This window comes from Kitasatospora sp. NPDC096077 (assembly GCF_040303245.1).
Taxonomy (GTDB): Bacteria; Actinomycetota; Actinomycetes; order Streptomycetales; family Streptomycetaceae; genus Kitasatospora.
The window spans coordinates 112074-135196 of the sequence record NZ_JBEOSV010000023.1 but is presented as its reverse complement, the minus strand read 5'-3'; the positions used below and the strand labels follow the sequence as shown (position 1 = coordinate 135196).

Genomic DNA, 23123 nt, shown 5'->3' with positions numbered 1-23123 from the left:
CGGTGGACGTGTCACACGTCCACCGGCCCCGGCCGCTCTGCGGGCTGCCGCTCAGACCAGCAGCTTGTCCTTGGCCTTCTGGTACTCCTCCTCGGAGATGGCCCCCCGCTCCTTGAGGTCCGCCAGCTTGGCCAGGTCCTCGACGTGGCTGCGGCCACCGCCGCCCGTGCCGTCCTCCGCGGGGGTCCCGGCCGCCGCGTCCCGGATGTAGGCGCGGACCGCCGCGTCCGCCTGTCGGGCCTGTTCGACGTCCCGCTTCCCCATGCTCTGGCCCCGGGCGATCAGGTACGCCAGGATGCCGATCAGCGGCAGGATGATCACCAGGACCAGCCAGCCGGCCTTGCCCCACCCGCTGAGGTCGTGGCTGCGGAAGATGTCCGTGATGATCTTGAACAGCAGGAAGAACCAGAGGATCCACAGGAACAGCTCCAACATCGTCCAGAAGATGTTGAGCACCGGGTAGTCCACTGCCAGCGAAGCAGCCAAGGCGTTGGTGTCCATGGAATGAGTCGTACCACCGCAAAACGGACACAGCCGCGAGATGTTCCGCCGTTCCAGTGATCTTCCGCCTCAGCGGGAATATCCGGCGGCCATGGCGACCTCGCCCTGAGTGACCTCGTCCTGGCCGGGACGACCCCGGCGCCGGGAGGCCTCAGCCCCGCCCGGCCCGCCGCCGCAGCTCCACGGCCAACCCGATCAGCTCGCCCCACCAGGCGTCGTGCCCGGCGAGCAGCAGCCGCTGCGCCTCCGCGACCGGGACGGCCCGGACCTCCACCACCTGCTCGCCGTCCACCGGGTTGGTCGGCGTCGAGTCCAGCTCGACCTCGCCCCAGCCCCAGAGCCAGGCCTTGTCCGGGTGCGGCTGCCACGGCCGGTACGGCACCGCGTCCTCGGTGTGGCACCGGTGCGCACCCAGCCAGGCCGGTGCGCCGACCAGTCGGGCGCCGGCCTCCTCGCGCAGCTCGCGCGCCAGGCAGTCGGCGACCGACTCGTCCCGCTCCCGGGTGCCGCCGGGCAGGAACCAGTGGTTCCGGTCGTCCCGGCAGAGCACCACCGCGTCGTCCGTGAACCCGACCAGGTGGATGTTGGTGACCAGCTCGTCCGGCGGCAGCTCGGTGGAGAACTGCGCGTCGTAGCGGCCCCAGGCCCAGTACTGCGGCGCGTGCAACGCCGGGAAGAGGGCGGCGAGTTCGGCGGCTCTGCCGGAGGCGTCGGTGTCGGTGCGGTCCGTGGTGTCTGTCATTCGGTGATCGTAGTGCCGGCCGGGAAACGGCGGGGGACGCCTTGGTGGACGAGGGCGATGTCGGAGGTGGAGATGGCGCGCGGGCGTCGGCGCGCCGCTCCGGTCGGGGCGTCGACCCAACTGCCCAGCGAGATCTCGGCGGTGATGCCCGGCCCGAAGCCGGCGATCAGGCCGGTGGTGCCCTCGCCCACCCCGCCGTCGGCGAACAGCCGGGCCAGGGCGTCGAAGACGACGGCGCTGGCGATGTTGCCGCGCTCGGTCAGGGTGGCCCGGCTGTAGCGGAACGTCTCCGGCGGCAGGTTGAGGAAGTGGCACAGGTCGTCCAGGATCCGCGGGCCGCCGGCGTGCACGATGTAGAAGCCCAGTCCGGAGACGTCCCAGCCGTGCTGTCCGGCCAGGGTGCGCAGCGCGGGGGCGAGCATCTCCATGGTGCCGGGCACCCGCTTGTCCAGCTGGAAGTGGAAGCCGGTGTCCTTGACCCCGTACGAGATCCAGTTCTCGGTGTCCGGGACGAGGTGCGAGCCGTTGCGTTCGACGTGCACCCCGGTGCCGCCCTGGCCGCGCATCACCACGGCGGCGACGGCGTCCCCGAACAGTCCGTTGGAGAGCAGCGAGCCGATGCCGAGGTCGCTCGGCTGGTAGCAGAGCGAGCAGAACTCGCAGGCGACGATGAGCACGTTGGCGCCCGGGTAGGCGCGGCAGAAGTCGTGCGCGCGGTTGACGGCGGCGCCGCCGGCCGCGCAGCCGAGCTGGGCGATCGGCACCTGGCGGGTGTCGGAGCGGAAGCCCAGGGTGTTGATCAGCCAGGCGGTCATCGAGGGCATCATGAAGCCGGTGCAGGACACGTAGATGATCAGGTCGATGTCCTGGGCGACCAACTCGGCGTGGCCGAGGGCGCGTTCGACCACCTCGGGGACGCGGCGCTTGGCCTCCCGCTCGTACACCTGGTTGCGGACGGTGAGGCCGGGGTGGGTGAGGGTCTGCTCGATCGGCTGGACCAGGTGCCGGGTGCGCACCCCGGTGTTCTCGATCAGCCGCAGGGCCAGGGCGAGTTGGGGGTGGTCGGCGTGCAGGGTGCGGGCCAGGTCGAGGGTCTCGTCGAGGGTGATGACGTGCTCGGGGACGGCGATGGCGGGACGGCAGAGTACGGCCATGGTGATGGGTCTCCCCAGGGTCGGGCTTGACGGGGTGGGGGAGGGGGCTACCAGGCGACCGGCAGGGTGCGCGGGAAGCGCCAGATCGAACCGGAGTCCCAGTCGAGCTCGGCCGGGTCGACGGCCAGCCGCAGCCGGGGGAAGCGCCGCAGCAGGGTGCCGATGGCGACCTGGAGCTCCATCAGGGCGAGGTGCGAGCCGAGGCAGCGGTGCTGGCCGTGGCCGAAGGTCATGTTGACGGGCCCGGCGGTGCGGTCGAGGTCCAGCTCGTCGGGGCGCTCGTAGACCGAGGCGTCCCGGTTGGCGGTCAGGTAGGAGACGTGCACGGCCTCGCCGGCCCGGATCAGCACGTCGCCCAGCTCGACGTCCTCGGTGGCGACCCGGGCGATGCCCACGCCCTGGCGGAACGGGATGAAGCGCAGCAGCTCCTCCAGGGCGTTCGGCAGGGCGTCCGGCCGGGCGCGGAGTTTGTCGAGCTGCTCGGGGTGGGTGAGCAGGGTGTAGGTGATGTTGCTGAGCTGGTAGGTGCTGGTGTCGTGGCCGGTGACCAGCAGGACCATCGCCATGACGGCGAGTTCGTCGGCGTTCAGCAGGTCCTCGCCGTCGCGGGCGGTGGCGAGCGCGCTGATCAGGTCCTCGCCGGGGTCGGCCCGGCGTTCGGCGGTGAGCGCGGTGAAGTAGCCGCGCAGGCCGGCCTTGGCCTCCTCCTGGCCGTCCCGGCTGCCCGGGCCCATCCGCATCATCGCGACGGCCCAGCCGCGCAGCCGGTCGCGGTCCGGCTCGGGGATCTCCAGCAGGTCGCTGATGGTGTGCAGCGGGAGCCGGGCGGAGAGGAAGTGCGCCAGGTCGGCGGGGGCGCCGTGCTCCTCCATCTCGTCGAGGTAGCCGTCCACGACGGCCTGGGTGCGGGCGCGCATCCGCTCGACCTGGCGGTTGGTGAAGCCCTGGGCGACCAGGCGGCGCAGCCGGTTGTGCTCGGGCGGGTCCATCAGGTTGATCGACTCGGCCTGGGCGATCGCGGCGGGCGTCATCCGGGGGAGGTCCCGTCCGATGCCGGCGGCGCGGCTGAACCGGCGGTCGGTGGTGACCAGTTTGACGTCCTCGTAGCGGGTGGCGAGCCAGGCCTCGCCCTCGCCGTGCGGCAGCCGGATCCGGGCGATCGGGGCCTCGGTGAGCAGCCGCTTGAGGAGGGGGTCGAACTCCAGGCCGTCGGTGTGGTGGAAGGGGCAGTCCCACACGGGGGTGGTGGCGGTCACGGGCCTGTCCAATCCAGGGTCTTCGGCATGCGGGTGTCATGAGGGTGCGGAGCCGCCCGAACGGTGCGCGGTGTGCGGGGAGTTCGGGCGCGGACATGCAGATGTTCCCCCATGAAATGGCAAAGATGTGAATCCGATGAACTCTTCCCTCTAATGAGTGAGATGGATGATTGTCATGCGAATTACTCGTCCTGGTAGTCGAGTTGACGATCAGTCGTTCGCGCCAGGTGCGACCAGTCCGGTCTCGTAGGCGAGCACCACCGCCTGGGCCCGGTCGCGCAGGTTCAACTTGGCGAAGATCCGGGCCACATGGGTCTTCACCGTCGATTCGCTGAGGGTCAGTTCGGCCGCCAACTCGGTGTTGGAGAGCCCGCGTCCCAGCAGTCCGAGCACCTCCGCCTCGCGCGGGGTGAGCGGCGCCAGGTCGCGGTGCAGCCGCGGGGCGTCGGCGGGGCGGGCGGCGGGGCGCGGGGCGTCGGCCGCGAAGCGCTCCACCAGGCGGCGGGTGATCGACGGGGCGAGCAGTGCGTCGCCGGTGTCCACCAGCCGTACGGCGGCGGCGAGATGGGCCGAGGTGACGTCCTTGAGCAGGAAGCCGCTGGCCCCGGCCGACAGCGCCGCGTAGACGTAGTGGTCCAGGTCGAAGGTGGTCAGCATGATCACCCGGCAGTCGGGCGCCTGCGCCAGGATCCGGCGGGCCGCCTCCAGGCCGTCCATGGTGGGCATCCGGATGTCCAGCAGGGCCACGTCGGGCCGGTGCCGTAGCACGGCGGCCACCGCCGCGGCGCCGTCGCCGGCCTCGGCGACCACGTCGATGCCGCGTGCGGTGAGGATCATCCGGAAGCCGGTGCGGACCAGTTCCTGGTCGTCGGCGATCACCACCCGGGGGCGGCGCTCCTCGGTCCGTTCCACGGTCTCCCCCGTCACGGCCGGTCCAGCGGGATGCGGGCGCGCACCCGGAAGCCGCCGCCGAGCCGGCGCCGGGCGTCCAGGTCCCCGCCGTACACCGCGACCCGCTCGCGCAGGCCGAGCAGCCCGCGCCCGGCGCCGTCGGTGGGGCGCGGCTTCGCGGGCGCCCCGGAGAGCACGCTGGGGCCGGAGTTGAGCACCTCCACCCGCAGGTAGTGGTCCGCGTACCGCACCGTCACCTCCGCCGTCACCCCGTCCCCGTGCTTGAGCGCATTGGTCAGCGCCTCCTGGACGATCCGGTACGCCGTCACGTCGATGCCGCCGGGCAGCGGCCGCGGCTCGCCGGAGATCCGCACCTCCACCGGCAGCCCGGCGAAGGAGAACCGGTCGATCAGCGGGCTCAGCCGGCCCAGGCTCGGCTGCGGCGCGAAGTCCGCCGCAGCCGGCTCCTCGCTGCCGTCCGCCGCCGGGGCGAGCAGCCCCAGCAGGTGCCGCAGCTCGGTCATGGTGTCCCGGCCGGCCGCCTCGACCGCGCCCATCGCGGCCGCCGCCTCCGCCGGCATGGTGGCCAGCACCTCGCGGGCGGCCCCGGCCTGCACCACCATCAGGCTCACGTTGTGGCTCACGATGTCGTGCAACTCGGCGGCGATCCGCGCCCGTTCGGCGTCCACGGCGGCGCTCGCGGCGCTCTCCCGCTCGCGCTCCAGCAGCCAGCCGCGCTCGCCGACGGCCTGCCGGTACAACCTGCGCGCCCGCACCAGCGCGACGCCCAGCCAGCCGGCGCCCGCGCAGGCCGCGCCCGCCACCGCGAGCACGATCCAGTCCGTTCCGCTTCCCCCCATGGCGCCAGCCTCCCAGGCCGGTGCTTGATCCACATCATCCGGGGGTGCCGCCGCCGTACATCCCCGGTACTACGGCCACCTGCGGTTACACCCGGGGTGGGACGTGACGCCCGGCCGGCCGCGCCTACCGTCGTCGACCATGAGCAACGACCACGACGGGACCACCCGCCCCGACGACGCGCCGTACGTCGTCGAGCTGTCCGGGGTGCACAAGGAGTTCGGTGACGCCAAGGCGCTGGACGGCCTCGACCTGCGGATCCGCGCGGGTGAGGCGGTCGCCGTGATGGGCCCCTCGGGGTGCGGCAAGTCCACCCTGCTGAACATGGTGGCCGGGCTGGACCGGCCCACCGCCGGCACCGTCCGGGTGCAGGGCCAGGACCTGGGCGGGCTGAACGAGCACGGGCTCGCGCTGTTCCGGCGCCGCCACATCGGCATGATCTTCCAGTTCTTCAACCTGATCGACGACCTCCCGGCGCTCGACAACGTCGCCCTGGCCGCCCAACTCACCGGCACCGGCGCCCGCCAGGCCCGCCGCCGGGCCCTGGAACTGCTGGACGAACTCGGCGTCGCCCACCGCAAGGACGTCTACCCGGCCACCCTCAGCGGCGGCGAGCGCCAGCGGGTCGCGGTGGCCCGCGCCCTGATGAACCGCCCGGCGCTGCTGCTCGCCGACGAGCCGACCGGCGCGCTGGACAGCCGCTCGGGCGAGCAGGTGATGGACCTGCTGATCGACCTCAACCAGATCGGGCAGACCCTGCTGATCGTCACCCACGACCCGGCCCTGGCCACCCGCTGCGCCAGCCGGCTGGTCGAGGTCGCGGACGGCAGGGTGGCGCGCGAGCGGATGCTGGAGGCCCAGTCATGACCGGCGCCGTGTGGCGGGCCTCCCGGGCGGCCGTGAAGCGCCGCCGGGTGCAGACCGTGGTGATCGGCCTGGTGGTGTTCTGCTCCACCGCGACCGTGCTGCTCGCCCTCGCGGTGATCAGCGCCGCCCGGGCCCCCTTCGACGCCGCCTTCGAGGCCGAGCGCGGCGCCCACGTCAGCGCCGTCTTCGACCCGGCGAAGGGCTCGGCGGAGCAACTGGCCGCCACCGCCCACCGGCCGGGCGTCGAGGCGGCCGCCGGGCCCTTCGACCAGGCGGTGGTGACCATCCCCCAGGACTGGGTCGGCCACGCGCCGGGCCCGCTCACCCTGGTCGGCCGCCCCGACCCGGCGGCCGCGCCGGTGGACCGGGTCGAGGTGCTGTCCGGCCGGTGGGCCACCGCCCCCGGCGAGGTGGTCATCGACACCCCCGGCGGCGGGGCGGCGAAGTACCTCGGCACGCCCCTCACCACCAGCACCGGGCTGAAGCTCACCATCGTCGGCTTCGCGACCGACATGAGCCAGACCTCCGGCGGCTGGGTCACCCCCGAACAGGCCGCCGCCCTGCACCCCACCGGGCGGCAGATGCTCTACCGCTTCACCGACGCGGGCAGCGCCCAGCAGCTCACCGCCTCGCTCGACCGGGCCACCGAGGGCCTGCCGACGGACGCCGTCGCCAACGGCCAGTCCTACCTGGTGCTCAAGCAGGCCTTCTCGGCCGGCGCCGACGCCTACCTGCCGCTGATGACGGTCTTCGGCGTGCTCGGCCTGATCGTCGCCGTGCTGATCATCGGCAACGTGGTGAGCGGTGCGGTGGTCTCCGGCTACCGGCACATCGGGGTGCTGAAGTCGATCGGCTTCACCCCGCGCCAGGTGGTCACCGTCTACCTGACCATGGTCTCGGTGCCCGCCGTGGTCGGCACCGTGCTCGGCACGGCGGCCGGCTGGGCGGCCGCCTACCCGATCCTGGAGACCGCCTTCTCCGGGATCGCCACCGGCACCGCCGTGATCGAACCGGCCGGCTGGCTGCCGGTCGCCACCCTGCTCGGCGTGCCGCTGCTGGTCGCCCTCGCCGCACTGGTCCCCGCCTCCCGGGCCCGCCGGCTCTCCGCCGCCGAGGCCATCTCGGCCGGCAGCGCCCCGCGCACCGGGCGCGGCCTGAAGGTCCAGCGGTGGCTGAGCGGCACCCGGCTGCCGCGCGCCGTCAGCCTCGGCCTCGGCCAGCCCTTCGCCCGCCCGGCCCGCACCGCGCTGACCATGGCCGCGATCGTGCTCGGCGTGGTCACCGTGACCGTGACCACCGGCGTCACCGGCACCCTGGCCCGGTCGATGACCGCGCCCGACCGCTACACCCACATCGACGTGCAGACCAGCGCCTTCTCCGAGAACAAGGTCGCGCCCCGGCTGACCCCGGAGCAGACCACGGCGATGCTGCACGCCACCCCCGGCGCCGACCAGGTCTCGGTCCGCGGCCTGGTCCGGGTCGGCCTGGTGGGCCAGCCCCAACTGGTCTTCGCCAACTTCTACGGCGGCGACGCCATGGTCGACCACCGGCGGCTGAACGTGGTCGAGGGCCGCCCGGCGACCGGGCTGAACGAGATCGAGGCCGGCCCGTCCTTCCTGGACCAGCACGGCCTCAAGCTCGGCGACAAGGTCACCCTGCTGCTGGACGGCCGGCAGACCACCGTCACCCTGGTCGGCCTGGAGGTCCAGGGCAACGCCAACGCGATCACCTCCAACGACGCCACCCGCGCGCTGCTCACCCCCGACCCGCACGTGGTCGAGTACGACGTCCGGCTCGCCGCCGGCGCCGACGCCAAGGCCTACCGGGACGCGGTCGACGCCGCCGACCCCAGCCTGTCCACCTCGGCGGTCACGGCGAACGCCGAGGGGCCGGTCGTCGCGATCAAGACCTTCAGCACCGTCTTCACCGTCCTGCTGTCGGTGGTCGCCGCGCTCGGCGTCTTCAACACCCTGCTGCTCACCGTCCGGGAGCGCCGCCGCGACCTCGGGATGCTGAAGTCGATCGGGATGACGCCCCGGCAGGTCGTCGCGATGACGGTCACCTCGGTGGCCTGGCAGGGCGTGGCCAGCGGGATCATCGGCATCCCGATCGGGATCCTGGTGCACCGGGTGATCGTGGAGCACGTCCGGATCATCCACTTCACCGACGCGATGATCGACGTCTGGGGCGCCCCGCTGCTGGCCGGACTCGCCCTCGCGGGCGTCGCCATCGCCGTCCTCGGCGCGCTCGTCCCGGCCCGCTCGGCGGCCCGGCTGCCGATCGCCGAGGTGCTGCACAACGAGTGAGCCCCTGCGGGGAACCGCGCAACGTGGCGGTCGCCCGCGGGGGGACCGCGCAACATGGCGGTGTTCGCGGGGACTTGAGGAACGGCCGGGTGGGGAACCGCCCGGCCGTCCGTCGCGTCCCACCTCGCGCCGACATCGGGGGAGAAGGGGTGAAGCGGGTGTCCGTCAACCGTTCCGGACCGGCCGTTCGGGCCGCTGTGACACTGGGCGGCGTGGTGCTGTTCCGGCTCGGGCAGAGCCTGCCGCAGCCCGGCGTCGACCCGGCCGTCCTGCGCCGGGTCGCCGACCGCACCCTGCCGGGCGACCAACTGCGCGGCCTGGTCGACCTGGTGACCGGCGGCGGACTCTACCGGCTGGCGCTGCTCCCGTTCGGCGCCCTGGTGGTCTTCCTGGCCCGCCCACTGCTGCTGGGGCTCACCCGGGTGAGCCCCCGACTCGCCGCGCTGCGCGCGGAAGGCGAGGCCGGCCGCGCCGTCCTGCGCCGGCTCGAAGCCTGGACCACCCTCGTCCTCGGCCTGCTCGGCGGCCTGGCGCTCGGACTCGCCGCCGACACCGGCCGGTTGCTGCCGGGTCCGGCCGCCGGGGACGGCGTGCTGCGCTGGCACGGCGCGCCTGCCGTCGCGGCGATCACCGGCTGCACCGCGCTCGGCGCGCTGGCGGTGCTGGCGCTGGCCCGCTGGATGACCCGGTACGGGCTCGGCCACGGCCTCGCGGTGCTGCTGCTCGCCCAGGTGCTCGCCGTCCTGCCGGGCCAACTCTGGGACGTGGAGCGGGAGTCCGGGCCGGCCGGCTACGCGCTGGTGCTGGTGGCGGCGCTGTTCGCGCTGGCGGCGACCACCGCGCTGGTGATCACCGGGCGCCGGGGCGGGCGGCACGTCCCGGTCCAGTACGCCCGGCGGATGATCGGCGTACGGCGGTCCGGGGGCCGCGAGCCGACGTACCTGCCGCTGGTGCTCAGCCACCGCGGCTTCGTCCCGGCGGTGACCGCCGCACTGCTGCTCGCCCCCTTCGCGCCGCCCCGACTGCCGTACCTGGTGCTGCTGTTCACGCTCGCCGCCGTCGGTGCCGGGCTGGCGGCGCTGGCCGGGCGGTCGGAGCAGGCGGAGGCCGAGGTGATGCAGCGCGAGGGGGCGTTCATCCCCGGGATCCGGTCCGGGCGGCCCACCGTCGCGTACCTGGCCTACGTGCGCGGACGGCTCGCCGTCGCCGAGGTGCTCGGCACCGGCCTGGTCGCCGTGCTGCCCACGCTCGCCCTGGCCGCCGTCGGCGCGGCCGACGGCTACCGCTTCGGCGGCGCGAGCCTGCTGGTGGCGGCCGGCACGGCGCTCGGCGCGGTCGGACCGGTGCTGGGGGACGTCCAGGAGGCGACGGCGACGCGGCGTTACGCCGAGTACGTGACCGAGCGGCGGTCCGGACCGTGAGGACCCCTATCATCGCGCCATGGCCACCGCTGAGCTGATCCGCATCGTGTCCCGTTCCTCGCCCATGGCACTCGCCCAGGTCGACCGGGTCCGCGCCGAACTCGCCGTACTGCACCCGGGACTGCGCACCGAGGTGGTGCCGGTCACCACCTCGGGCGACCGCTGGACCGGGGACCTCGCCGCGCTCGGCGGCAAGGGCGCGTTCACCAAGGAGGTCGACGCCGCGCTGCTCGCCGGGGAGGCCGACGTCGCCGTGCACTGCCTCAAGGACGTGCCCGCCGACCGCCCGCTGCCCGCCGGCACCGTCTTCGCCGCGTACCTGCGCCGGGACGACATCCGCGACGCGCTGGTCCACCCCGGCGGGCTGACCCTGGCCGAACTCCCGCCCGGCACCCGGATCGGCACCTCCTCCGTCCGCCGCATCGCCCAACTCGCCTCCTCCCACCCGCACCTGGAGTGCGTGCCGATCCGCGGCAACGCCAACAGCCGGCTCGCCAAGCTGGACGCCGGGGTGGTCGACGCCCTGCTGCTCGCCGTCTCCGGCCTGGAGCGGATCGGTCTGCCGGAGCGGATCACCGAGGTGCTCGGCATCGAGGCGATGTGCCCGCCGATCGGCGCCGGCATCCTGGTGCTGCAGTGCCGGGAGGACGACGCGGCGACCGTCGAGGCCGTCGGCGGGCTCGGCCACCACGACACCTGGCGCGAGGCGGCCGCCGAGCGGATGTTCCTGCACGTGCTGCAGGGCCACTGCAACAGCCCGATCGCCGGCTTCGCCGCCGCCGAGGCGGACGGCCGGCTCTCGCTGCGCGGCCGGGTCTTCACCCCGGACGGCAAGCGGGTGCTGGACGCCCACGAGTGGGCGGGCGCGCTCAGCCCGGAGGACCTCGGCACCTCCGTCGCCCTGGCGCTCAAGCGGCAGGGGGCGCAGGAGCTGATCACCTCGATCCCGCACTGACCCGATCCCGCGCTGAGCTGCGTCGGGGCACCGGGCGGCCCCCGGGCGATCTTTTGCCCCGATGAACTGTTCCGGCGTGCCCGCAACTGAGATGATTCCGTTCGGGGGAACAGCAGTTGACGTTGCATCACGCCGGGGGCGGCTGTGGAGGCGTTGAGACCCACCGATCCGACGACGATCGGTGGCCGCTACCGGCTGCTGGCGCGGCTCGGCAGCGGTGGGATGGGGATCGTGTACCTGGGGCGCTCGCCCGGTGGGCGGCTGGTCGCGGTCAAGTGCGTGCACTGGGACCTCGCCACCGACCCGCTCTTCCGGCGCCGCTTCACCCTGGAGCTGGAGGCCGCCCGGCGGGTCGGCGGCTTCCACACCGCCCAGGTGGTCGACGCCGACCCGGACGGCGACCCGCCCTGGCTGGTCACCGCCTACATCCCCGGCCCGTCCCTGGAGGCGGCCGTCGCCGAGCACGGCCCGCTGCCCGAACCGGTGCTGCGGGTGCTCGGCGCCGGGCTGGCCGAGGCGCTGGCGGCGATCCACGCGGTCGGGCTGGTCCACCGGGACCTCAAGCCCTCCAACGTGCTGCTCGGCGACGACGGGCCGCGGGTCATCGACTTCGGCATCGCCCGCGCCCTGGACGGTGCCTCGATCACCCGCACCCAGACCGTCATCGGCACCCCCGGCTACATGGCCCCCGAGCAGATCGCGGGCGAGCCGCTGACCCCGGCCTGCGACGTGTTCAGCCTCGGCCGGGTGCTCTGCCACGCGGCCGGCGGCGACCCGTACGGCGGCGGCAACCCGCAGGTGCTGCTCTACCGGATCATGCACACCGAACCGGACCTCGGCGGCGTGCCCGAGGCGCTGCGCCCGCTGGTCGCCGCCTGCCTGGCCCGCCGCCCGGAGGACCGGCCCACGCCCGCCCGGCTGCTGGAGCGGCTCGGGCCGCCCGGGTACGACGGGCCGACCGGCTCCTGGCTGCCGGAGCCGCTGCGGGTGCGGCCCGCGGTGCCCGAAGTGCCGCTGGTGGAGCCGCAGGTGGGCCCGGTCACCGGCTCCTTCGGGCCGCCCGTCCCGGTGCCGCCGTCGGTGCCGCCGACCCGGGTGCCGACCATGCTGGGCGGGGACCCGTACGGGGTCGACGGCTGGGCGCGGACCGAGGAGGCCGGGGCCCGGCGCCGCCGGACGCGGCGCCGGCTGTGGGTGCTGGTGCCGAGCGCGCTGGCACTGGTCGCGGCCGGGGTGACGGTGCCGCTCTACCTGACCCGGGACAAGGGCGGCCCCGGCCTGGACAACGGCGGCTTCGTGGTCGCCAAGGACGACGGCAGCCCGCCGGACTGCGTGACCGGCGGGACCGCCGGCGGCTTCGGCGGCGCCGCGGCCGGCAGCGCCAGTCCGGCCCCGAACCAGGGCCCGCCCCCGTCCGTCCCGGCCGACACCCCGCACCCGCCCGGCCTGGTCACCCCGGCCGACCGGGACGGCCTGACCCTGGGCAAGTCGCTGGTGCTCAGCTGGGACAGGACCGGCGCGGTGACCAAGGTCTTCACCAAGCGCGGCGACCAGCCCTGGCAGGGCTCCGGCTGGCTCACCTCCGGCGACTGCACCTTCAAGCCCACCGAGGCCGGGGTCTACCAGTGGGCCGTGGTCGCCGCCAACACCTCCAACGGCAGCATCGGCAGCGGCTGGAGCATCTCCCGCTACCTGAACGTCCAGACGGACCAGAACCGGGGCACCAACCCGGTCAAGGCCGCGCCCTCCGCCCCGCTGCTGGTCCTCCCGGCGGACCAGCAGGTGGTCAAGGCCGGACAGCCGGTGGACTTCAGCTGGGCGACGTCCGGCAGCAACTCCACGGTGAACATCCTGGCGCCGGGCGCCAACGACTGGGACCACCGGCCCTGGCAGCCCGGGCTGAGCCTGACGTACACGCCGAAGACGCCCGGGGTGTACATCTGGACGGTCTTCACCACCGGGCCGGGGGACTGCACGGGCGGGCCGATCAGCACCGGCGCCTGCGAGAGCGGGGGGAGCGAGCAGCGGTACCTGATCGTCCAGTAGTGGAGGTCGACGAACGTCCTTCCGTCCGGTACCACCGCGCTCCCTAGGTGTGCGAAGAGCCCCGGCCAACTCCCGTGCCGTTCCGGCCAGTTGCGTGTCAGGTGCACGGCGGCACGGCCCCGGTCCGCCTAGCATCGGTGCGCCCCGACCGGTCGGCGGGGCGCCCGAACGAGCTGGGGACGGGGACGGACATGACGGTGCGGATCATCCGGGGCCAGGGCGTGGACGCGTGCCCGCCGGGCCACTGGGCGCTGTACGACGACGTGGAGTTCAACCGGAAGGGCCCCGCGGACATCCTGATCGGCGACGCCTCCGCCGGGAACCTCGGGGAGGTCGGCTTCGACGGCCGGGCCTCCTCGTACGTGAACCGCACCGGCCGCACCATCTCCCTCTACGACGACGCCGGCTACGGCGGCCGCCGGATCGACGTCCTGCCCGGGCGCGCCGAACGGCTGGTCGTCGACCAGCGGACCGTCCGCCCGTACGTCTACAGCAACGAGGAGGTCGGCGACATGAACGACGCCGTGTCCTCGGTGGAGGTGCGGGAGCCGGGCCCGGAGACCGCCCGGCCCCTGCCGGAGGCCGGCACCTACACGCTCGTCAACGTGTACAGCGGCAAGGCCCTGGACGTGCTCAGCGACGGCTCGGTGCTCCAGTGGACCGGGCACGGCGGCCCCAACCAGCGCTGGACGCTCACCCCCGTCGGCTACGGGCTGTACACGCTGACCAGCGTGTTCAGCGGCAAGGTACTGGACGTGACCGGCGCCAGCCGGCACAACGGCGCCCGGGTCCAGCAGTGGACCGGGAACGGCACCGCCGCCCAGCGCTGGCGGGTGACCGAGGCCGGGGGCGGCGTCTACCGGCTCCAGTGCGTCGGCAGTGACAAGTACCTGGACGTCCAGGACGGGCGGACGGACGACGGCGCCCCGGTGCACCAGTGGGAGCACGACGACAGCGACAGCCAGAAGTGGCGGCTGAGCCCGCTGGGCTGAGGGCTTCCGTCAGCGCTTGAGGAACCGCAGGTAGAACGCCGCGAACACCAGGACGATGCCGATGTTCACCAGCAGTCGCGGCCAGAAGTGGTTGCGGAAGAACAGGAAGTCCACACCGACCACGAGGGCCACCATCGCGAGCACGTAGATCACGGCGATCGTCTGTCTAGCCATGCTTCTGTTGTACCGCGCAGCGGCCCCCGTCGAACCGGTGCGGGGAGAACCGGGCGGCCGTTCGACGCGTCCGTTGAGGCGTGATCAGTGGGGTGCTCGGTGGGATGCCGATGTTCTGGCCCGGACTGCTGCTCTCCCTCGTCCCGGCTGCGCTGCTGAACCGGCCGGTGGGGCGGCTGCTGCGGGCGCACTGGGTGGTCGGCTTCGTGCTGCTGCTCGGGCTCGGCGGGGTCGTGGTGGCGACGCTGCTGCCGGAGGCGTTCCAGCTCTCGCGGGACGCCGTGCGGCACTGCACGGTGCGGGGCGGGCGGCCGCGCTCGCCGTACGAGCTGCTGCACGTGCGGCACATCGAACTCAAGCTGGCGACCTACGCCCCGGTGGGCTTCGCCGCCGCCCTGGCCGGGACGCGACGGCGGGCGGCGGTGGCGCTGGCGGGTGCGGCGGTGCTGCCGTTCGGGGTGTCGGCGCTGCAGTACGCGGCGCCGGTGATCGGGCGGGCCTGCGACGTGCAGAACGTCTGGGACGGGGTGCAGGGGGTCGTGCTGGGAGCGGTGGCGGGGTTGGTGGCCGGGCCGGTGGTGCGGGCCTGGCGGGCCCGGGCGGCCTGACCTACTGGTCGAGCAGGGGGAAGAGCCGGGTCACGGCGGCGACCGGACGGGCCCCGGCGGGGCGGGCGGCGGGGTCGTCGTCCCGGTCGCGGTAGCGGGCGAGCAGTTGCCGGACGGCCTCGCCGACGGCGGTCAGCTCCTCGGGGGTGAGGTGGACGACGGCGCTGAACGCCTCGTCCCGCTGCCACTCGGCGGGGGCCTCGGCGCGGCGGGCCAGCCAGCGCTGGTGGCTCTCGTCCTCCAGGCCTCGGGCCAGTTCGCTGAACTCGTCCCGGGGGGCCGGTGGTTGGCTCTGGGGGAGGCGCCAGGGGCGGGCCCGGCCGTCGGTCGCCGGGGCCTCCTCGATCAGGCCGTAGCGGGCGAGCTGGCGGAGGTGGAACGAGCACAGGCCCGAGCTGTGGCCGAGGTGGGCGGCGGCCTCGGTGGAGGTCAGGGTGCCGCGTTCGGCGAGCAGCTCCAGCAGGGCGGTGCGGACGGCGTGCTCGGGCAGGGCGCCGGATCTGACGATGTCTTCGGTCTCTTCGGTCACTTTGCAAAGTCTGCTACTTTGCAAAGTCGACGGCAAGTCCATCCCGTGAAGGAGCACCACGTGTCCGAGCCGAACGACCGTCCGACCGTCCTGCGGATCACCGAGGTGGGGGAGGAGATCCTCACCCGCAGCTGCCGCACGGCCGGCGCGGAGGACTTCGGCAGCCCGGAACTGGCCCGGCTGATCGACGACATGTTCGCCACCATGTACGTCGCCGACGGCTGCGGCCTCGCCGCCAACCAGGTCGACGTCGACCTGCGCCTGTTCGTCTACGACTGCCCCGACGACGAGGGCGTCCGGCACGTCGGTCACGTGCTCAATCCGGTCGTCGAGGCGCAGGAGCCCGGCCGCCGCCTGATCGAGGACACCGAGGGCTGCCTCTCCGTCCCCGGCGCCAACACCCAACTCGCCCGCCCGGAGCGGGCGGTGGTGCGCGGTGTCGACCAGCACGGCGAACCGGTGGTGATCGAGGGCACCGGCTACTTCGCCCGCTGCCTCCAGCACGAGACCGACCACCTCAACGGCGGGCTCTACCTCGACCGGCTCTCCGCCCGCGACCGCAAGCGAATGTTGAAGCAGACCGCCGACCGGCGCGACAAGGTGTTCGCCCAGCGTGCTGCCAAGGCTGCCAAACTGGCCGGGTGATGACCGAACCCGCACACCTCGCCGCTGTACGGGTGTCGTACGACACCGTGGCGGCGGACTACCTTCGTCTGGTGGTGCCGCCCGAGGGCATGGACCCGGTCTCCCGGGCCGTGCTCGGCGCGTTCGCCGAGCTGGTACGGGAGACGGGCGGCGGCGAGGTCGCCGACCTCGGCTGCGGTCCGGGGCGGATCACGGCGTACCTGCACAACCTCGGTCTGTCCGCCTTCGGCGTCGACGTGTCCGGCGCGATGATCGCCCTCGCGCGGCAGGCGTACCCGGGGCTGCGGTTCACCGTCGGCTCGATGGGCGCCCTGGAGGTGGCGGACGGTTCGCTCGGAGGGATCCTCGCGTGGTACTCCGTCCACCACACCCCGGCCGAACAACTGCCCGCTCTCTTCGCCGAGTTCGCTCGCGTCCTGGCACCCGGTGGTCACCTGCTGCTGGGCGGCCACGCCGGCGACGAGGAGCGGCACCCGACGTCGGCGTACGGGCACCCGGTGTCGTACGCCTCGTATCTGCTCCCGGTGGGGCGGCTGGTCGAGCTGCTGGAGCAGGCCGGCTTCGGGGTCACGGCCCGGGTGGAGCAGCCGAATACGCAGAACGCCAACCGCTCACACGTGTGCTTGGTGGCGCGGCGGGCTCAGGACGCGGGGGCCTGAGCGCGGGCGAAGTCGACGAAGGACTGCCAGGCGTCGGGGGAGAAGGCGAGTTGGGGTCCGGACTTGTCCTTGGAATCACGGACGTGGACGGCGGTGGTCGTCTCGGCGACCTCGACGCACTCGCCGCCCTCGTTGCCGCTGTAGCTGCTCTTGCGCCAGGCAACTTCGACGCAGGCGCCGCCTTCGTTGCCGCTGTGGCTGCTCTTGAACCAGGCAAGCTGCATGCCTTTGACGGTACGCCAACGGCCCAGCACTGGGAAGGTGGTGGTCAGATCTCGGCGGTGGCGGCGAACTCCACGAATGCCTTCCACGCGGTCGGCTCGAAGGTCAGTTGGGGGCCGCTCTTGTCCTTGGAGTCGCGGACGTGGACGGCGGTGGTCGTCTCGGCGACCTCGACGCACTCGCCGCCCTCATTGTTGCTGTAGCTGCTCTTGCGCCACGCGACCTCGACGCACTGGCCGCCCTCGTTGCTGCTGTGGCTGCTCTTGAACCAGGCAAGCTGCATGTCTTTGACGGTACGCCGATGGCCCGCCACCGGGAAGGTGGTGGGCCATCGGGGAAGGCTGATCAAACCTTGGCGGTCACGGCGAACTCTACGAACGCCTTCCACGCGGTCGGCTCGAAGGCCAGCTGCGGGCCGGACTTGTCCTTGGAGTCACGCACGTGGACGACACCGGGGGTCTCGGCGACCTCGACGCAGGCGCCGCCTTCGTTGGTGCTGTAGCTGCTCTTGAACCATGCCTTCGCGTTCATCGTTCTCCCAGCTTCTTCTCGATCAAGGTCAGGGAATCCTGCGGCGTGTGAGCCTGCGCTCGGAGGGCGCCGTAGCGTGCGTTCATGATACGGACTTCCTCCTCATCCGTGATCAGTCGACTGCTCTGCTGAGCCTCGATGTATCCAGTCTGCGGCCGCCCCTTGGGGGTGATCAGGTTGAACGGCCCGCCGAGTCCCGGGTGCTCCACCCTGTTGAGTGGCATGATCTGGATGGCCATCCCGCGCATTCGGCCCACCTCCAACAAGCGCTGGAGCTGTTCCTCGTGAACGTCCCAGCCGCCCAGAGGTCGCAGGAGGATGCTCTCATCGATGACCCAGCTGAAGATGGCACGGGGCCACCGGGTCAGGATTTCCTGGCGCGCCATCCTGGAAGCCACCCGCTGATTGATGACTTCCTCCGTCAGCAACGGCTGCCTCATCCCGTACACGGCGCGCGCATGTGCCTCGGTCTGGAGTAGGCCCGGGATGGCATACAAGCTGTACTCGTGGGCCTCGATCGCGATGGGCTCCAGCGAGGCGTAGCCCTGGAACCATGCTGGGTGCCGCACGCGCGCCTTCTTTCGGGCGCTGATGACGTCATCTTTCTGAACGGCCAACACGCCGCCGGCGTTGACGGCCCTGTCCACCGCGATGAGGATCTCCGGCTGTGGTGTGCGAACCCCGCGCTCCACCGCGCTGACCATCTGCTCGGTGTACCCGATGCGCTCGCCGAGCTCCCTCTGTGTCATCCCGGCCTGCTCCCGTAGGAGCTTGATCTGCTTCCCGATCGCTCGGAAGAAGTCCGAGACCTCTCCCAAGCTCTCCTGCAGTTCGGTCCGGACCTCGTCGCCCGAGTCACTCTGACGCGCCGCGCACATACCAACCACCCCGCCTGAATTTCGGCCAGCCAAACAAAGGCTGTCCGTACTCGGACAGCCACTCTCTGTGCGCCTCATCCCCATGGTCAGGGTACGTCCGCGCAGCCACGCTTCTACCCATGACGACCGAAATCCCCCTCGACAGACCCCGCCGCCACACCGCCGTCCTCGCCGCGACCCCCAAGGGTGCGGCGATCTGCCGCCGCATCGCTCGGCGCCAACTCACCTCCTGGAGAGTCAACTTCAGCCACACCGAGCCCTTCTATTCCGCCCTCCTGATCGTCGCGGAGCTGGCCGCGAACGCGATCACGCACGGACGCGTTCCGGGGCGCGGGTTCGAGCTGCACCTCTCCCTCACCACCACCGCGCGCCGGGGCACCACCCTGCGCATCGAGATCAGCGACCCCAGGGGCGACAGGCTCCCCGTCCTCCCCACCGTCCACCTTCCCAACGCCCAGTCCGGGCGCGGCCTCACCCTCATCGACGCCCTGGCCGACCGCTGGGGCACCATCCCCCGTAGTCCCAACTCCAAGACCGTCTGGGCCGAACTCGACCTCACCGCCCCTGCTGCCCCCGATGCCGCCTGAACCCCGCGATAGCGAGGCGGCCCCCGGCGGCGCGGTGCTCTGCACGATCCTCCCCTTCGCGCTCCTCGTCGCCCTGCTCGCCTGGGCCTACCCCCTCACCGCCCGCCACCACAACCACCCCACGCCCCACCCCACTTCGAGTCCCACCGCCGCCCCGTGAACCACCGAGGAGTGGGAAGTCGGCCACATCGACTTCCCACTCCTCGCCTTCGGGCGCGGTCCCTCGGTGGTGAACTCCCGTGCGCTGGTGCCGCATTGGGCAGAGTGTGGGGTACCTTTCAAGGGTTCGGCCTGTGCTCTGCGGCGCCTGAGCGCCCACCTCCGGCGGTCCGACCCTCGGGGGCTCCTCGGCCGACACTCGGACGGGGGTGCCGACATGACATGGCTGGGGCCGGCGAACGCCAGACTGGTTCGAGTGCCCGACCTGGTCGGGCTGGAACTCGCCACCGCGCGCCGGGTTGCCGGGGAGGCCGGGGTCGTCCTCGCCCCGCCGGACCCGGACGGCCCCTCGCTGCGCGCACTCACCTGGCCGGGGCAGTGGACCGTGACGGCCCAGAGCCTCCCGCCCGGATCGGCCATGCGCTACCGGGGTTCACTCGTGGTCGAGTTCCGGCCGGGCGCTCCCTCGACCGCGACGCCGGGCACTCCGCCACCGGGTGACTCCGGGGGTGAGGAGTCCGGTGATCGAGAGCCGCGTCTGCCCAAGCCGTCGCCGGGGGCGGTCGGCGCCGAGCGGCAGGAATGATCACGCGGCCGGAACCCGTGGTGCCTCGCCTGCTGCGCGAAGTCCGGGCGTGCTGTGGTAATCCTGGGGAGGGGTTGGAAGCAGGTCCGTTCTCGTCTGGAGTCATCGATGGCCGTTCGCCGTGTCGTGCCCAACATCCGCTCGGAGGCCGCGCAGGAGAGCCGTGAGTTCTACGGCCTGCTGGGCTTCGAGGAGGTCATGAACCACGGCTGGATCATGACGCTCGCCTCCCCGTCCAGCCCGGCCGCGCAGATCAGCGTCATGAGCGCCGACAAGACCGCGCCCGTCGCCCCCGACCTGAGCGTCGAGGTGGACGACGTGGACGCGGCCTACGCGGTCATGCGGGAGAACGGCGTGGAGATCGTCCATCCCTTGCAGGACGAGGAGTGGGGCGTGCGGCGGTTCTTCGTCCGCGACCCCAGCGGACGGGTGGTCAACGTCCTGGGCCACCGCTGACGGCCTCCCACTCCTACGGGCAGGCGCCGCGCTCCAGGCGGAGGCACCCCCGGAGGCACGGCCCGTCCGCGCGGGCTGCGGGATCGGCGGGGCTGGGGCCGCGAGGCGGCTGCCTGGGCGTCAGCGACGCACTGACGAGGGAAGGCTGGCGGGTACGGGGCTCCGCTTCCGGCGTACGTCCGCCCCGGCGTCGGGGTGCATGCGCAGAGCCGTGGCGGTAACGCCCAAGGAGAGCAGAGCGAGCATGAGGAACGCGACCGTGTAGGCGGTGCCGGCATCCGGACGGCCGGGCAGGAAGCGGCCGAGGGGTCCTCCGGCGCGCAGGGCGACGGTGCTCACGCCGATGGCGAGTCCGGCGGCGACCTGGTAGCTCGTGGCGCTGATGGAGTTGGCATCGCGCATCTCCTGTGGAGCCACATCGCTGAAGGCGACCGTGCTGAAGGCGGTGAGCGCCACCGAGCGGGCGATACCGCTGAGCAGGACCAGTACGGCGATGAGGATGATCGACGTGTCGGCGCTGATCAGGCTGATGGCCGCCGTCGTCGCGGTCATCACCAGCGTGGAGGCGATGAGGACCGGTCGGAAGCCGAAGCGGTTGAGCAGCGGCGTGGTGGCCGGCTTGATCCCGATGTTGCCCACGAAGATGAACAGCACCACCGCGCCCGACTTGACGGCACTCCAGCCGAAGACGTTCTGGAACAGCAGCGGAAGCAGGAACGGTCCGGCGCCGACGACGAGCCAGAAGAGCGACCCGCCGGTGACGGATGCCCGCAGTGTGGGGATTCGCAGGACTCGGATGTTGACCAGCGGAGCCTCGGTCCGCAGGAGGTGCCGGGCGGCAGCCGCGAGCAGTCCGATCGACGCCAGGACGGTGGCGGTGGCGAAGGTCCAGGAGATGTCGGTGTCGGAGAACAGGTGGGCGGCGTAGGTGAGAGCGCCCAGGCCGGCACAGGTGAGGACGAGTCCGATCCGGTCCAGGGGGGAGGGCGTCTCGAGCGGCGTGGCGTCCACGATGCGCCAGGCGATGGCGAAGGCGACGACGCCGAGCGGGATGTTGATGAGGAACAACCACGGCCAGGAGGCATAGGTGGTGATGAAGCCGCCGACCAGCGGTGCCACGACCGGAGCCATCAGCCCGGGCCACACGATGTAGGCCATGAGCCGCATCAGGTCGGACTTCTCGGTCCCGGTCAGGACGATCAGCCGTCCGACCGGCACCATCATCGCTCCACCGAGCCCCTGGAGAACGCGCATGGCGATCAGCACGGGCAAGGTCGTGCTGATCGCACAGCCCAACGAGGACAGGGTGAAGACGGCTATTGCGCCGAGAAAGACCGGCCGGACGCCCCATCTCTGGGTGAGCCAGCCGCTGAGCGGTATCAGCGTGGCCAGAGTGATCAGGAACGAGGTGATCACCAACCCGATCGCGGCGGAGTCGACGTGCAGTGAGCGGGCCATCCGGGGGGCTGCGGTCGTGACGATCGTGCCGTCGAGCATCTCCATGAAGAAGCATCCGGCGACGAGCAGGGCTTTGTTGCGGTGTCGCTTGTCGATCATGTCGCTCCTCGATTCGGGCCGGGCGGGAGCCGCGGTGACACACCTAGAGTAGACGCACCGTTGCGTCTACTCAACGGGTTAGACTGGAGTCAGGAGGATGCTCTGATGACACGACTGGAACTGACGGACGACGATGCTCGGGGTGAGAGCGGGACCACCGCCGGGGCACGCACCCGAAAGCACCACGGCAATCGACATGGCCGCAGCGAGCAGGCCCGACTGGCCGTCCTGCGAGCCACCGACGACCTCCTGGTGGAGCGGGGGTTCGCGGGCGTGACCATCGAAGGAATCGCGGCCAGGGCCGGTGTCGCCAAGCAGACGATCTACCGCCAGTGGAACTCGAAGGTGGACATTCTCCTGGACACCTACCTCGCGGACGCCGAGCGCGAGCTCGCGGTGCCGGACCGCGGGAGCGTCGAGCAGGACCTGCGCGAATACCTGCGCCGGCTGACCGGCTTCCTGACCGCGTCGGACGCCGGGGCCGTGCTGCGGGCCCTCATCGGGCAGGCCCAGCACGATCCTGAGCTGGCGCACACCCTCCGCACCGACCACCTCGCCCAACAGTGGGAGTGGGAGCGGGCGATCTTGCGTCGGGCCGTGGATCGCGGCGAACTGCCCGCCGACCTCGATCTCGACCTGGCCCTGGACCAGCTCACCGGCCCCGTCTACTTCCGGGTCCTGGTCACAGGGAGGCCGGTCGAGCAGCGGTTCACCGACACGCTGCTGGAGCGGTTCCTCGCCGACTACCGCACGCACAGCACCTGAGGGCGTGCAGAGCATGCCACCGGGGCGGCCGTGGCCCCCACAGCCCGGAGAATTCAACGGGCGCTGTGGGAAGCCGGATTGTAGGCTCGCCGGTATGCCCTCACTCCCACTCGGCTTCGATGCCTTGGTCGAGCGGGCCGCCGCCGACCCCGATGTCCTCGGACTCGTCCTCAAGGGGTCGCGGGCCCATGAGGGCATGGTCACCGAGCACTCCGACCACGACGTCCACCTGGTCCTCGCCGAGGGTGCGACCACCGGGCTGGCGGGCCTGGACGGGTACCGCAGTGCGGAGTTGGACGTGGTGGTGACCACCGTGGACGGGTTGCGTGGGGCCGACGGCCGGCAGGACCACGCGCTCGCCCGGGCGAGCGTCGTGCTGGACCGGACCGGCGGCGAGCTGACGGCCGTCCTGGCGGCCAAGGGCCGGCGCGACCCCGAGGAGGCGCACCGGGCCGCCGCCGAGCGGCTGGACGCGTACGCCGACCAGCTGTACCGCTCGGTGAAGAACGCCCGCGACGGACACCGGCTGGCCGCCCGCCTCGACGCGGCGGAGAGCCTGGACCACCTGCTGGAGCTGCTGTTCGCCCTCGATCGCCGCCCTCGCCCGTACAACCGTTACCTGGCCTGGGAGTTGGCGTGGCACCCGTTGCCAGGCTGGGACGCCGACGCGCTGCTGGAGGCGGTCGACCGGATCCGGGCGACCGGTGACGTGGCCGCCCAGCGGCGGCTGTTCGCCCGGGTCGAGGCCGTGGCCCGGGCGGCCGGGCACGGGCCGACC

Annotated in this window: 27 protein-coding genes; 14 read left to right on the top strand and 13 right to left on the bottom strand. The window is 72.5% G+C overall.

What is annotated here, in order from left to right; all coding sequences use genetic code 11:
* Positions 1-51 precede the first annotated feature (51 nt).
* The 6 genes from ABTZ03_RS21420 to ABTZ03_RS21395 form a co-directional block, all read right to left on the bottom strand.
* Complete coding sequence (locus tag ABTZ03_RS21420) at positions 52-501, bottom strand: SHOCT domain-containing protein (protein WP_350514621.1); 450 nt, start codon at positions 499-501, stop codon at positions 52-54.
* Positions 502-652: 151 nt separating this feature from the next.
* Positions 653-1243, bottom strand: coding sequence for an NUDIX hydrolase (locus ABTZ03_RS21415; protein WP_350514620.1), 591 nt, complete (start codon positions 1241-1243; stop codon positions 653-655).
* Positions 1240-2397 (bottom strand): type III polyketide synthase, encoded by a 1158-nt coding sequence (locus ABTZ03_RS21410; protein ID WP_350514619.1) that lies wholly within the window; start codon positions 2395-2397, stop codon positions 1240-1242. Before ABTZ03_RS21410 ends, ABTZ03_RS21415 begins: the two co-directional genes overlap by 4 nt.
* Before the next feature lie 47 nt (positions 2398-2444).
* Entirely contained in the window at positions 2445-3653 is a 1209-nt protein-coding gene (locus ABTZ03_RS21405) for a cytochrome P450 (RefSeq protein WP_350514618.1), read from the bottom strand.
* A 210-nt stretch (positions 3654-3863) separates the two neighbouring features.
* Positions 3864-4580 carry a response regulator gene (locus ABTZ03_RS21400; protein WP_350514617.1) on the bottom strand — a complete coding sequence of 239 codons (717 nt, stop codon included), beginning with the start codon at positions 4578-4580 and terminating at the stop codon, positions 3864-3866.
* The gene (locus tag ABTZ03_RS21395; RefSeq protein ID WP_350514616.1) at positions 4577-5404 is read right to left on the bottom strand and encodes a sensor histidine kinase; all 828 of its coding nucleotides are present in this window, start codon (positions 5402-5404) and stop codon (positions 4577-4579) included. Before ABTZ03_RS21395 ends, ABTZ03_RS21400 begins: the two co-directional genes overlap by 4 nt.
* 139 nt (positions 5405-5543) lie before the next feature.
* Between ABTZ03_RS21395 and ABTZ03_RS21390 the strand changes: the two genes are divergently transcribed.
* From ABTZ03_RS21390 to ABTZ03_RS21365, 6 genes are all read left to right on the top strand, one after another.
* Positions 5544-6269: an ABC transporter ATP-binding protein gene (locus ABTZ03_RS21390; protein ID WP_350514615.1), complete on the top strand. Its 726-nt coding sequence runs from the start codon at positions 5544-5546 to the stop codon at positions 6267-6269.
* Positions 6266-8575, top strand: a complete 2310-nt coding sequence (locus ABTZ03_RS21385) for an ABC transporter permease (protein WP_350514614.1) — start codon at positions 6266-6268, stop codon at positions 8573-8575. The genes ABTZ03_RS21390 and ABTZ03_RS21385 overlap by 4 nt, the downstream gene beginning before the upstream one ends.
* A 212-nt stretch (positions 8576-8787) precedes the next feature.
* Positions 8788-9996, top strand: a complete 1209-nt coding sequence (locus ABTZ03_RS21380; RefSeq protein ID WP_350514613.1) for a hypothetical protein — start codon at positions 8788-8790, stop codon at positions 9994-9996.
* Positions 9997-10015: 19 nt separating this feature from the next.
* Positions 10016-10951, top strand: a complete 936-nt coding sequence (gene hemC / locus ABTZ03_RS21375) for a hydroxymethylbilane synthase (protein WP_350514612.1) — start codon at positions 10016-10018, stop codon at positions 10949-10951.
* A gap of 144 nt (positions 10952-11095) precedes the next feature.
* Positions 11096-12997, top strand: a complete 1902-nt coding sequence (locus tag ABTZ03_RS21370; protein WP_350514611.1) for a serine/threonine protein kinase — start codon at positions 11096-11098, stop codon at positions 12995-12997.
* A 191-nt stretch (positions 12998-13188) separates the two neighbouring features.
* Complete coding sequence (locus ABTZ03_RS21365) at positions 13189-13989, top strand: RICIN domain-containing protein (protein WP_350514610.1); 801 nt, start codon at positions 13189-13191, stop codon at positions 13987-13989.
* 9 nt (positions 13990-13998) lie between these two features.
* On the opposite strand, the gene ABTZ03_RS21360 is transcribed toward ABTZ03_RS21365, so the two are convergent.
* Complete coding sequence (locus tag ABTZ03_RS21360; RefSeq protein ID WP_350514609.1) at positions 13999-14163, bottom strand: hypothetical protein; 165 nt, start codon at positions 14161-14163, stop codon at positions 13999-14001.
* 104 nt (positions 14164-14267) lie between these two features.
* Between ABTZ03_RS21360 and ABTZ03_RS21355 the strand changes: the two genes are divergently transcribed.
* The gene (locus ABTZ03_RS21355) at positions 14268-14771 is read left to right on the top strand and encodes a hypothetical protein (RefSeq protein ID WP_350514608.1); all 504 of its coding nucleotides are present in this window, start codon (positions 14268-14270) and stop codon (positions 14769-14771) included.
* 1 nt (position 14772) lies between these two features.
* On the opposite strand, the gene ABTZ03_RS21350 is transcribed toward ABTZ03_RS21355, so the two are convergent.
* Entirely contained in the window at positions 14773-15300 is a 528-nt protein-coding gene (locus ABTZ03_RS21350) for a helix-turn-helix domain-containing protein (RefSeq protein ID WP_350514607.1), read from the bottom strand.
* Between the two features lie 18 nt (positions 15301-15318).
* On the opposite strand from ABTZ03_RS21350, the gene def reads away from it, so the two are divergent.
* A complete protein-coding gene (gene def / locus ABTZ03_RS21345; RefSeq protein ID WP_502894533.1) occupies positions 15319-15945 on the top strand; it encodes a peptide deformylase in 627 nt (208 codons plus the stop codon).
* Entirely contained in the window at positions 15945-16604 is a 660-nt protein-coding gene (locus ABTZ03_RS21340) for a class I SAM-dependent methyltransferase (RefSeq protein WP_350514605.1), read from the top strand. The genes def and ABTZ03_RS21340 overlap by 1 nt, the downstream gene beginning before the upstream one ends.
* On the opposite strand, the gene ABTZ03_RS21335 is transcribed toward ABTZ03_RS21340, so the two are convergent.
* The 4 genes from ABTZ03_RS21335 to ABTZ03_RS21320 form a co-directional block, all read right to left on the bottom strand.
* On the bottom strand, positions 16586-16828 hold the full coding sequence (locus ABTZ03_RS21335) for a DUF397 domain-containing protein (protein ID WP_350514604.1): 243 nt from the start codon (positions 16826-16828) through the stop codon (positions 16586-16588). The two genes, ABTZ03_RS21340 and ABTZ03_RS21335, sit on opposite strands and share 19 nt — an antisense overlap.
* 44 nt (positions 16829-16872) lie before the next feature.
* Positions 16873-17109 carry a DUF397 domain-containing protein gene (locus ABTZ03_RS21330; protein ID WP_350514603.1) on the bottom strand — a complete coding sequence of 79 codons (237 nt, stop codon included), beginning with the start codon at positions 17107-17109 and terminating at the stop codon, positions 16873-16875.
* 62 nt (positions 17110-17171) lie between these two features.
* Positions 17172-17357: a DUF397 domain-containing protein gene (locus ABTZ03_RS21325; protein ID WP_350514602.1), complete on the bottom strand. Its 186-nt coding sequence runs from the start codon at positions 17355-17357 to the stop codon at positions 17172-17174.
* Positions 17354-18235 (bottom strand): helix-turn-helix domain-containing protein, encoded by an 882-nt coding sequence (locus tag ABTZ03_RS21320; RefSeq protein ID WP_350514601.1) that lies wholly within the window; start codon positions 18233-18235, stop codon positions 17354-17356. The genes ABTZ03_RS21325 and ABTZ03_RS21320 overlap by 4 nt, the downstream gene beginning before the upstream one ends.
* 119 nt (positions 18236-18354) lie before the next feature.
* On the opposite strand from ABTZ03_RS21320, the gene ABTZ03_RS21315 reads away from it, so the two are divergent.
* The 4 genes from ABTZ03_RS21315 to ABTZ03_RS21300 all read left to right on the top strand — a co-directional run bounded on the left by ABTZ03_RS21315 (position 18355) and on the right by ABTZ03_RS21300 (position 20023).
* The gene (locus tag ABTZ03_RS21315) at positions 18355-18822 is read left to right on the top strand and encodes an ATP-binding protein (protein ID WP_350514600.1); all 468 of its coding nucleotides are present in this window, start codon (positions 18355-18357) and stop codon (positions 18820-18822) included.
* A complete protein-coding gene (locus tag ABTZ03_RS21310; RefSeq protein ID WP_350514599.1) occupies positions 18812-18982 on the top strand; it encodes a hypothetical protein in 171 nt (56 codons plus the stop codon). The genes ABTZ03_RS21315 and ABTZ03_RS21310 overlap by 11 nt, the downstream gene beginning before the upstream one ends.
* A gap of 255 nt (positions 18983-19237) precedes the next feature.
* Positions 19238-19567: a hypothetical protein gene (locus ABTZ03_RS21305; protein ID WP_350514598.1), complete on the top strand. Its 330-nt coding sequence runs from the start codon at positions 19238-19240 to the stop codon at positions 19565-19567.
* A gap of 108 nt (positions 19568-19675) precedes the next feature.
* Entirely contained in the window at positions 19676-20023 is a 348-nt protein-coding gene (locus ABTZ03_RS21300) for a VOC family protein (protein WP_350514597.1), read from the top strand.
* 120 nt (positions 20024-20143) lie between these two features.
* Here ABTZ03_RS21300 and ABTZ03_RS21295 read toward each other — a convergent pair whose 3' ends face one another.
* Positions 20144-21580: an MFS transporter gene (locus ABTZ03_RS21295; protein ID WP_350514596.1), complete on the bottom strand. Its 1437-nt coding sequence runs from the start codon at positions 21578-21580 to the stop codon at positions 20144-20146.
* Between the two features lie 105 nt (positions 21581-21685).
* Between ABTZ03_RS21295 and ABTZ03_RS21290 the strand changes: the two genes are divergently transcribed.
* Positions 21686-22345, top strand: a complete 660-nt coding sequence (locus tag ABTZ03_RS21290) for a TetR/AcrR family transcriptional regulator (RefSeq protein WP_350514595.1) — start codon at positions 21686-21688, stop codon at positions 22343-22345.
* Positions 22346-23123 lie beyond the last annotated feature (778 nt).

What these genes read in the sequence shown, in the direction of transcription:
- ABTZ03_RS21420 (WP_350514621.1), bottom strand. Translation starts at nt 501, where the DNA reads ATGGACACCAACGCCTTGGCTGCTTCGCTGGCAGTGGACTACCCGGTG.
- ABTZ03_RS21415 (WP_350514620.1), bottom strand. Translation starts at nt 1,243, where the DNA reads ATGACAGACACCACGGACCGCACCGACACCGACGCCTCCGGCAGAGCC.
- ABTZ03_RS21410 (WP_350514619.1), bottom strand. Translation starts at nt 2,397, where the DNA reads ATGGCCGTACTCTGCCGTCCCGCCATCGCCGTCCCCGAGCACGTCATC.
- ABTZ03_RS21395 (WP_350514616.1), bottom strand. Translation starts at nt 5,404, where the DNA reads ATGGGGGGAAGCGGAACGGACTGGATCGTGCTCGCGGTGGCGGGCGCG.
- ABTZ03_RS21390 (WP_350514615.1), top strand. Translation starts at nt 5,544, where the DNA reads ATGAGCAACGACCACGACGGGACCACCCGCCCCGACGACGCGCCGTAC.
- ABTZ03_RS21385 (WP_350514614.1), top strand. Translation starts at nt 6,266, where the DNA reads ATGACCGGCGCCGTGTGGCGGGCCTCCCGGGCGGCCGTGAAGCGCCGC.
- hemC (WP_350514612.1), top strand. Translation starts at nt 10,016, where the DNA reads ATGGCCACCGCTGAGCTGATCCGCATCGTGTCCCGTTCCTCGCCCATG.
- ABTZ03_RS21365 (WP_350514610.1), top strand. Translation starts at nt 13,189, where the DNA reads ATGACGGTGCGGATCATCCGGGGCCAGGGCGTGGACGCGTGCCCGCCG.
- ABTZ03_RS21360 (WP_350514609.1), bottom strand. Translation starts at nt 14,163, where the DNA reads ATGGCTAGACAGACGATCGCCGTGATCTACGTGCTCGCGATGGTGGCC.
- ABTZ03_RS21355 (WP_350514608.1), top strand. Translation starts at nt 14,268, where the DNA reads ATGCCGATGTTCTGGCCCGGACTGCTGCTCTCCCTCGTCCCGGCTGCG.
- ABTZ03_RS21340 (WP_350514605.1), top strand. Translation starts at nt 15,945, where the DNA reads ATGACCGAACCCGCACACCTCGCCGCTGTACGGGTGTCGTACGACACC.
- ABTZ03_RS21335 (WP_350514604.1), bottom strand. Translation starts at nt 16,828, where the DNA reads ATGCAGCTTGCCTGGTTCAAGAGCAGCCACAGCGGCAACGAAGGCGGC.
- ABTZ03_RS21330 (WP_350514603.1), bottom strand. Translation starts at nt 17,109, where the DNA reads ATGCAGCTTGCCTGGTTCAAGAGCAGCCACAGCAGCAACGAGGGCGGC.
- ABTZ03_RS21325 (WP_350514602.1), bottom strand. Translation starts at nt 17,357, where the DNA reads ATGAACGCGAAGGCATGGTTCAAGAGCAGCTACAGCACCAACGAAGGC.
- ABTZ03_RS21320 (WP_350514601.1), bottom strand. Translation starts at nt 18,235, where the DNA reads ATGTGCGCGGCGCGTCAGAGTGACTCGGGCGACGAGGTCCGGACCGAA.
- ABTZ03_RS21315 (WP_350514600.1), top strand. Translation starts at nt 18,355, where the DNA reads ATGACGACCGAAATCCCCCTCGACAGACCCCGCCGCCACACCGCCGTC.
- ABTZ03_RS21310 (WP_350514599.1), top strand. Translation starts at nt 18,812, where the DNA reads ATGCCGCCTGAACCCCGCGATAGCGAGGCGGCCCCCGGCGGCGCGGTG.
- ABTZ03_RS21300 (WP_350514597.1), top strand. Translation starts at nt 19,676, where the DNA reads ATGGCCGTTCGCCGTGTCGTGCCCAACATCCGCTCGGAGGCCGCGCAG.
- ABTZ03_RS21295 (WP_350514596.1), bottom strand. Translation starts at nt 21,580, where the DNA reads ATGATCGACAAGCGACACCGCAACAAAGCCCTGCTCGTCGCCGGATGC.
- ABTZ03_RS21290 (WP_350514595.1), top strand. Translation starts at nt 21,686, where the DNA reads ATGACACGACTGGAACTGACGGACGACGATGCTCGGGGTGAGAGCGGG.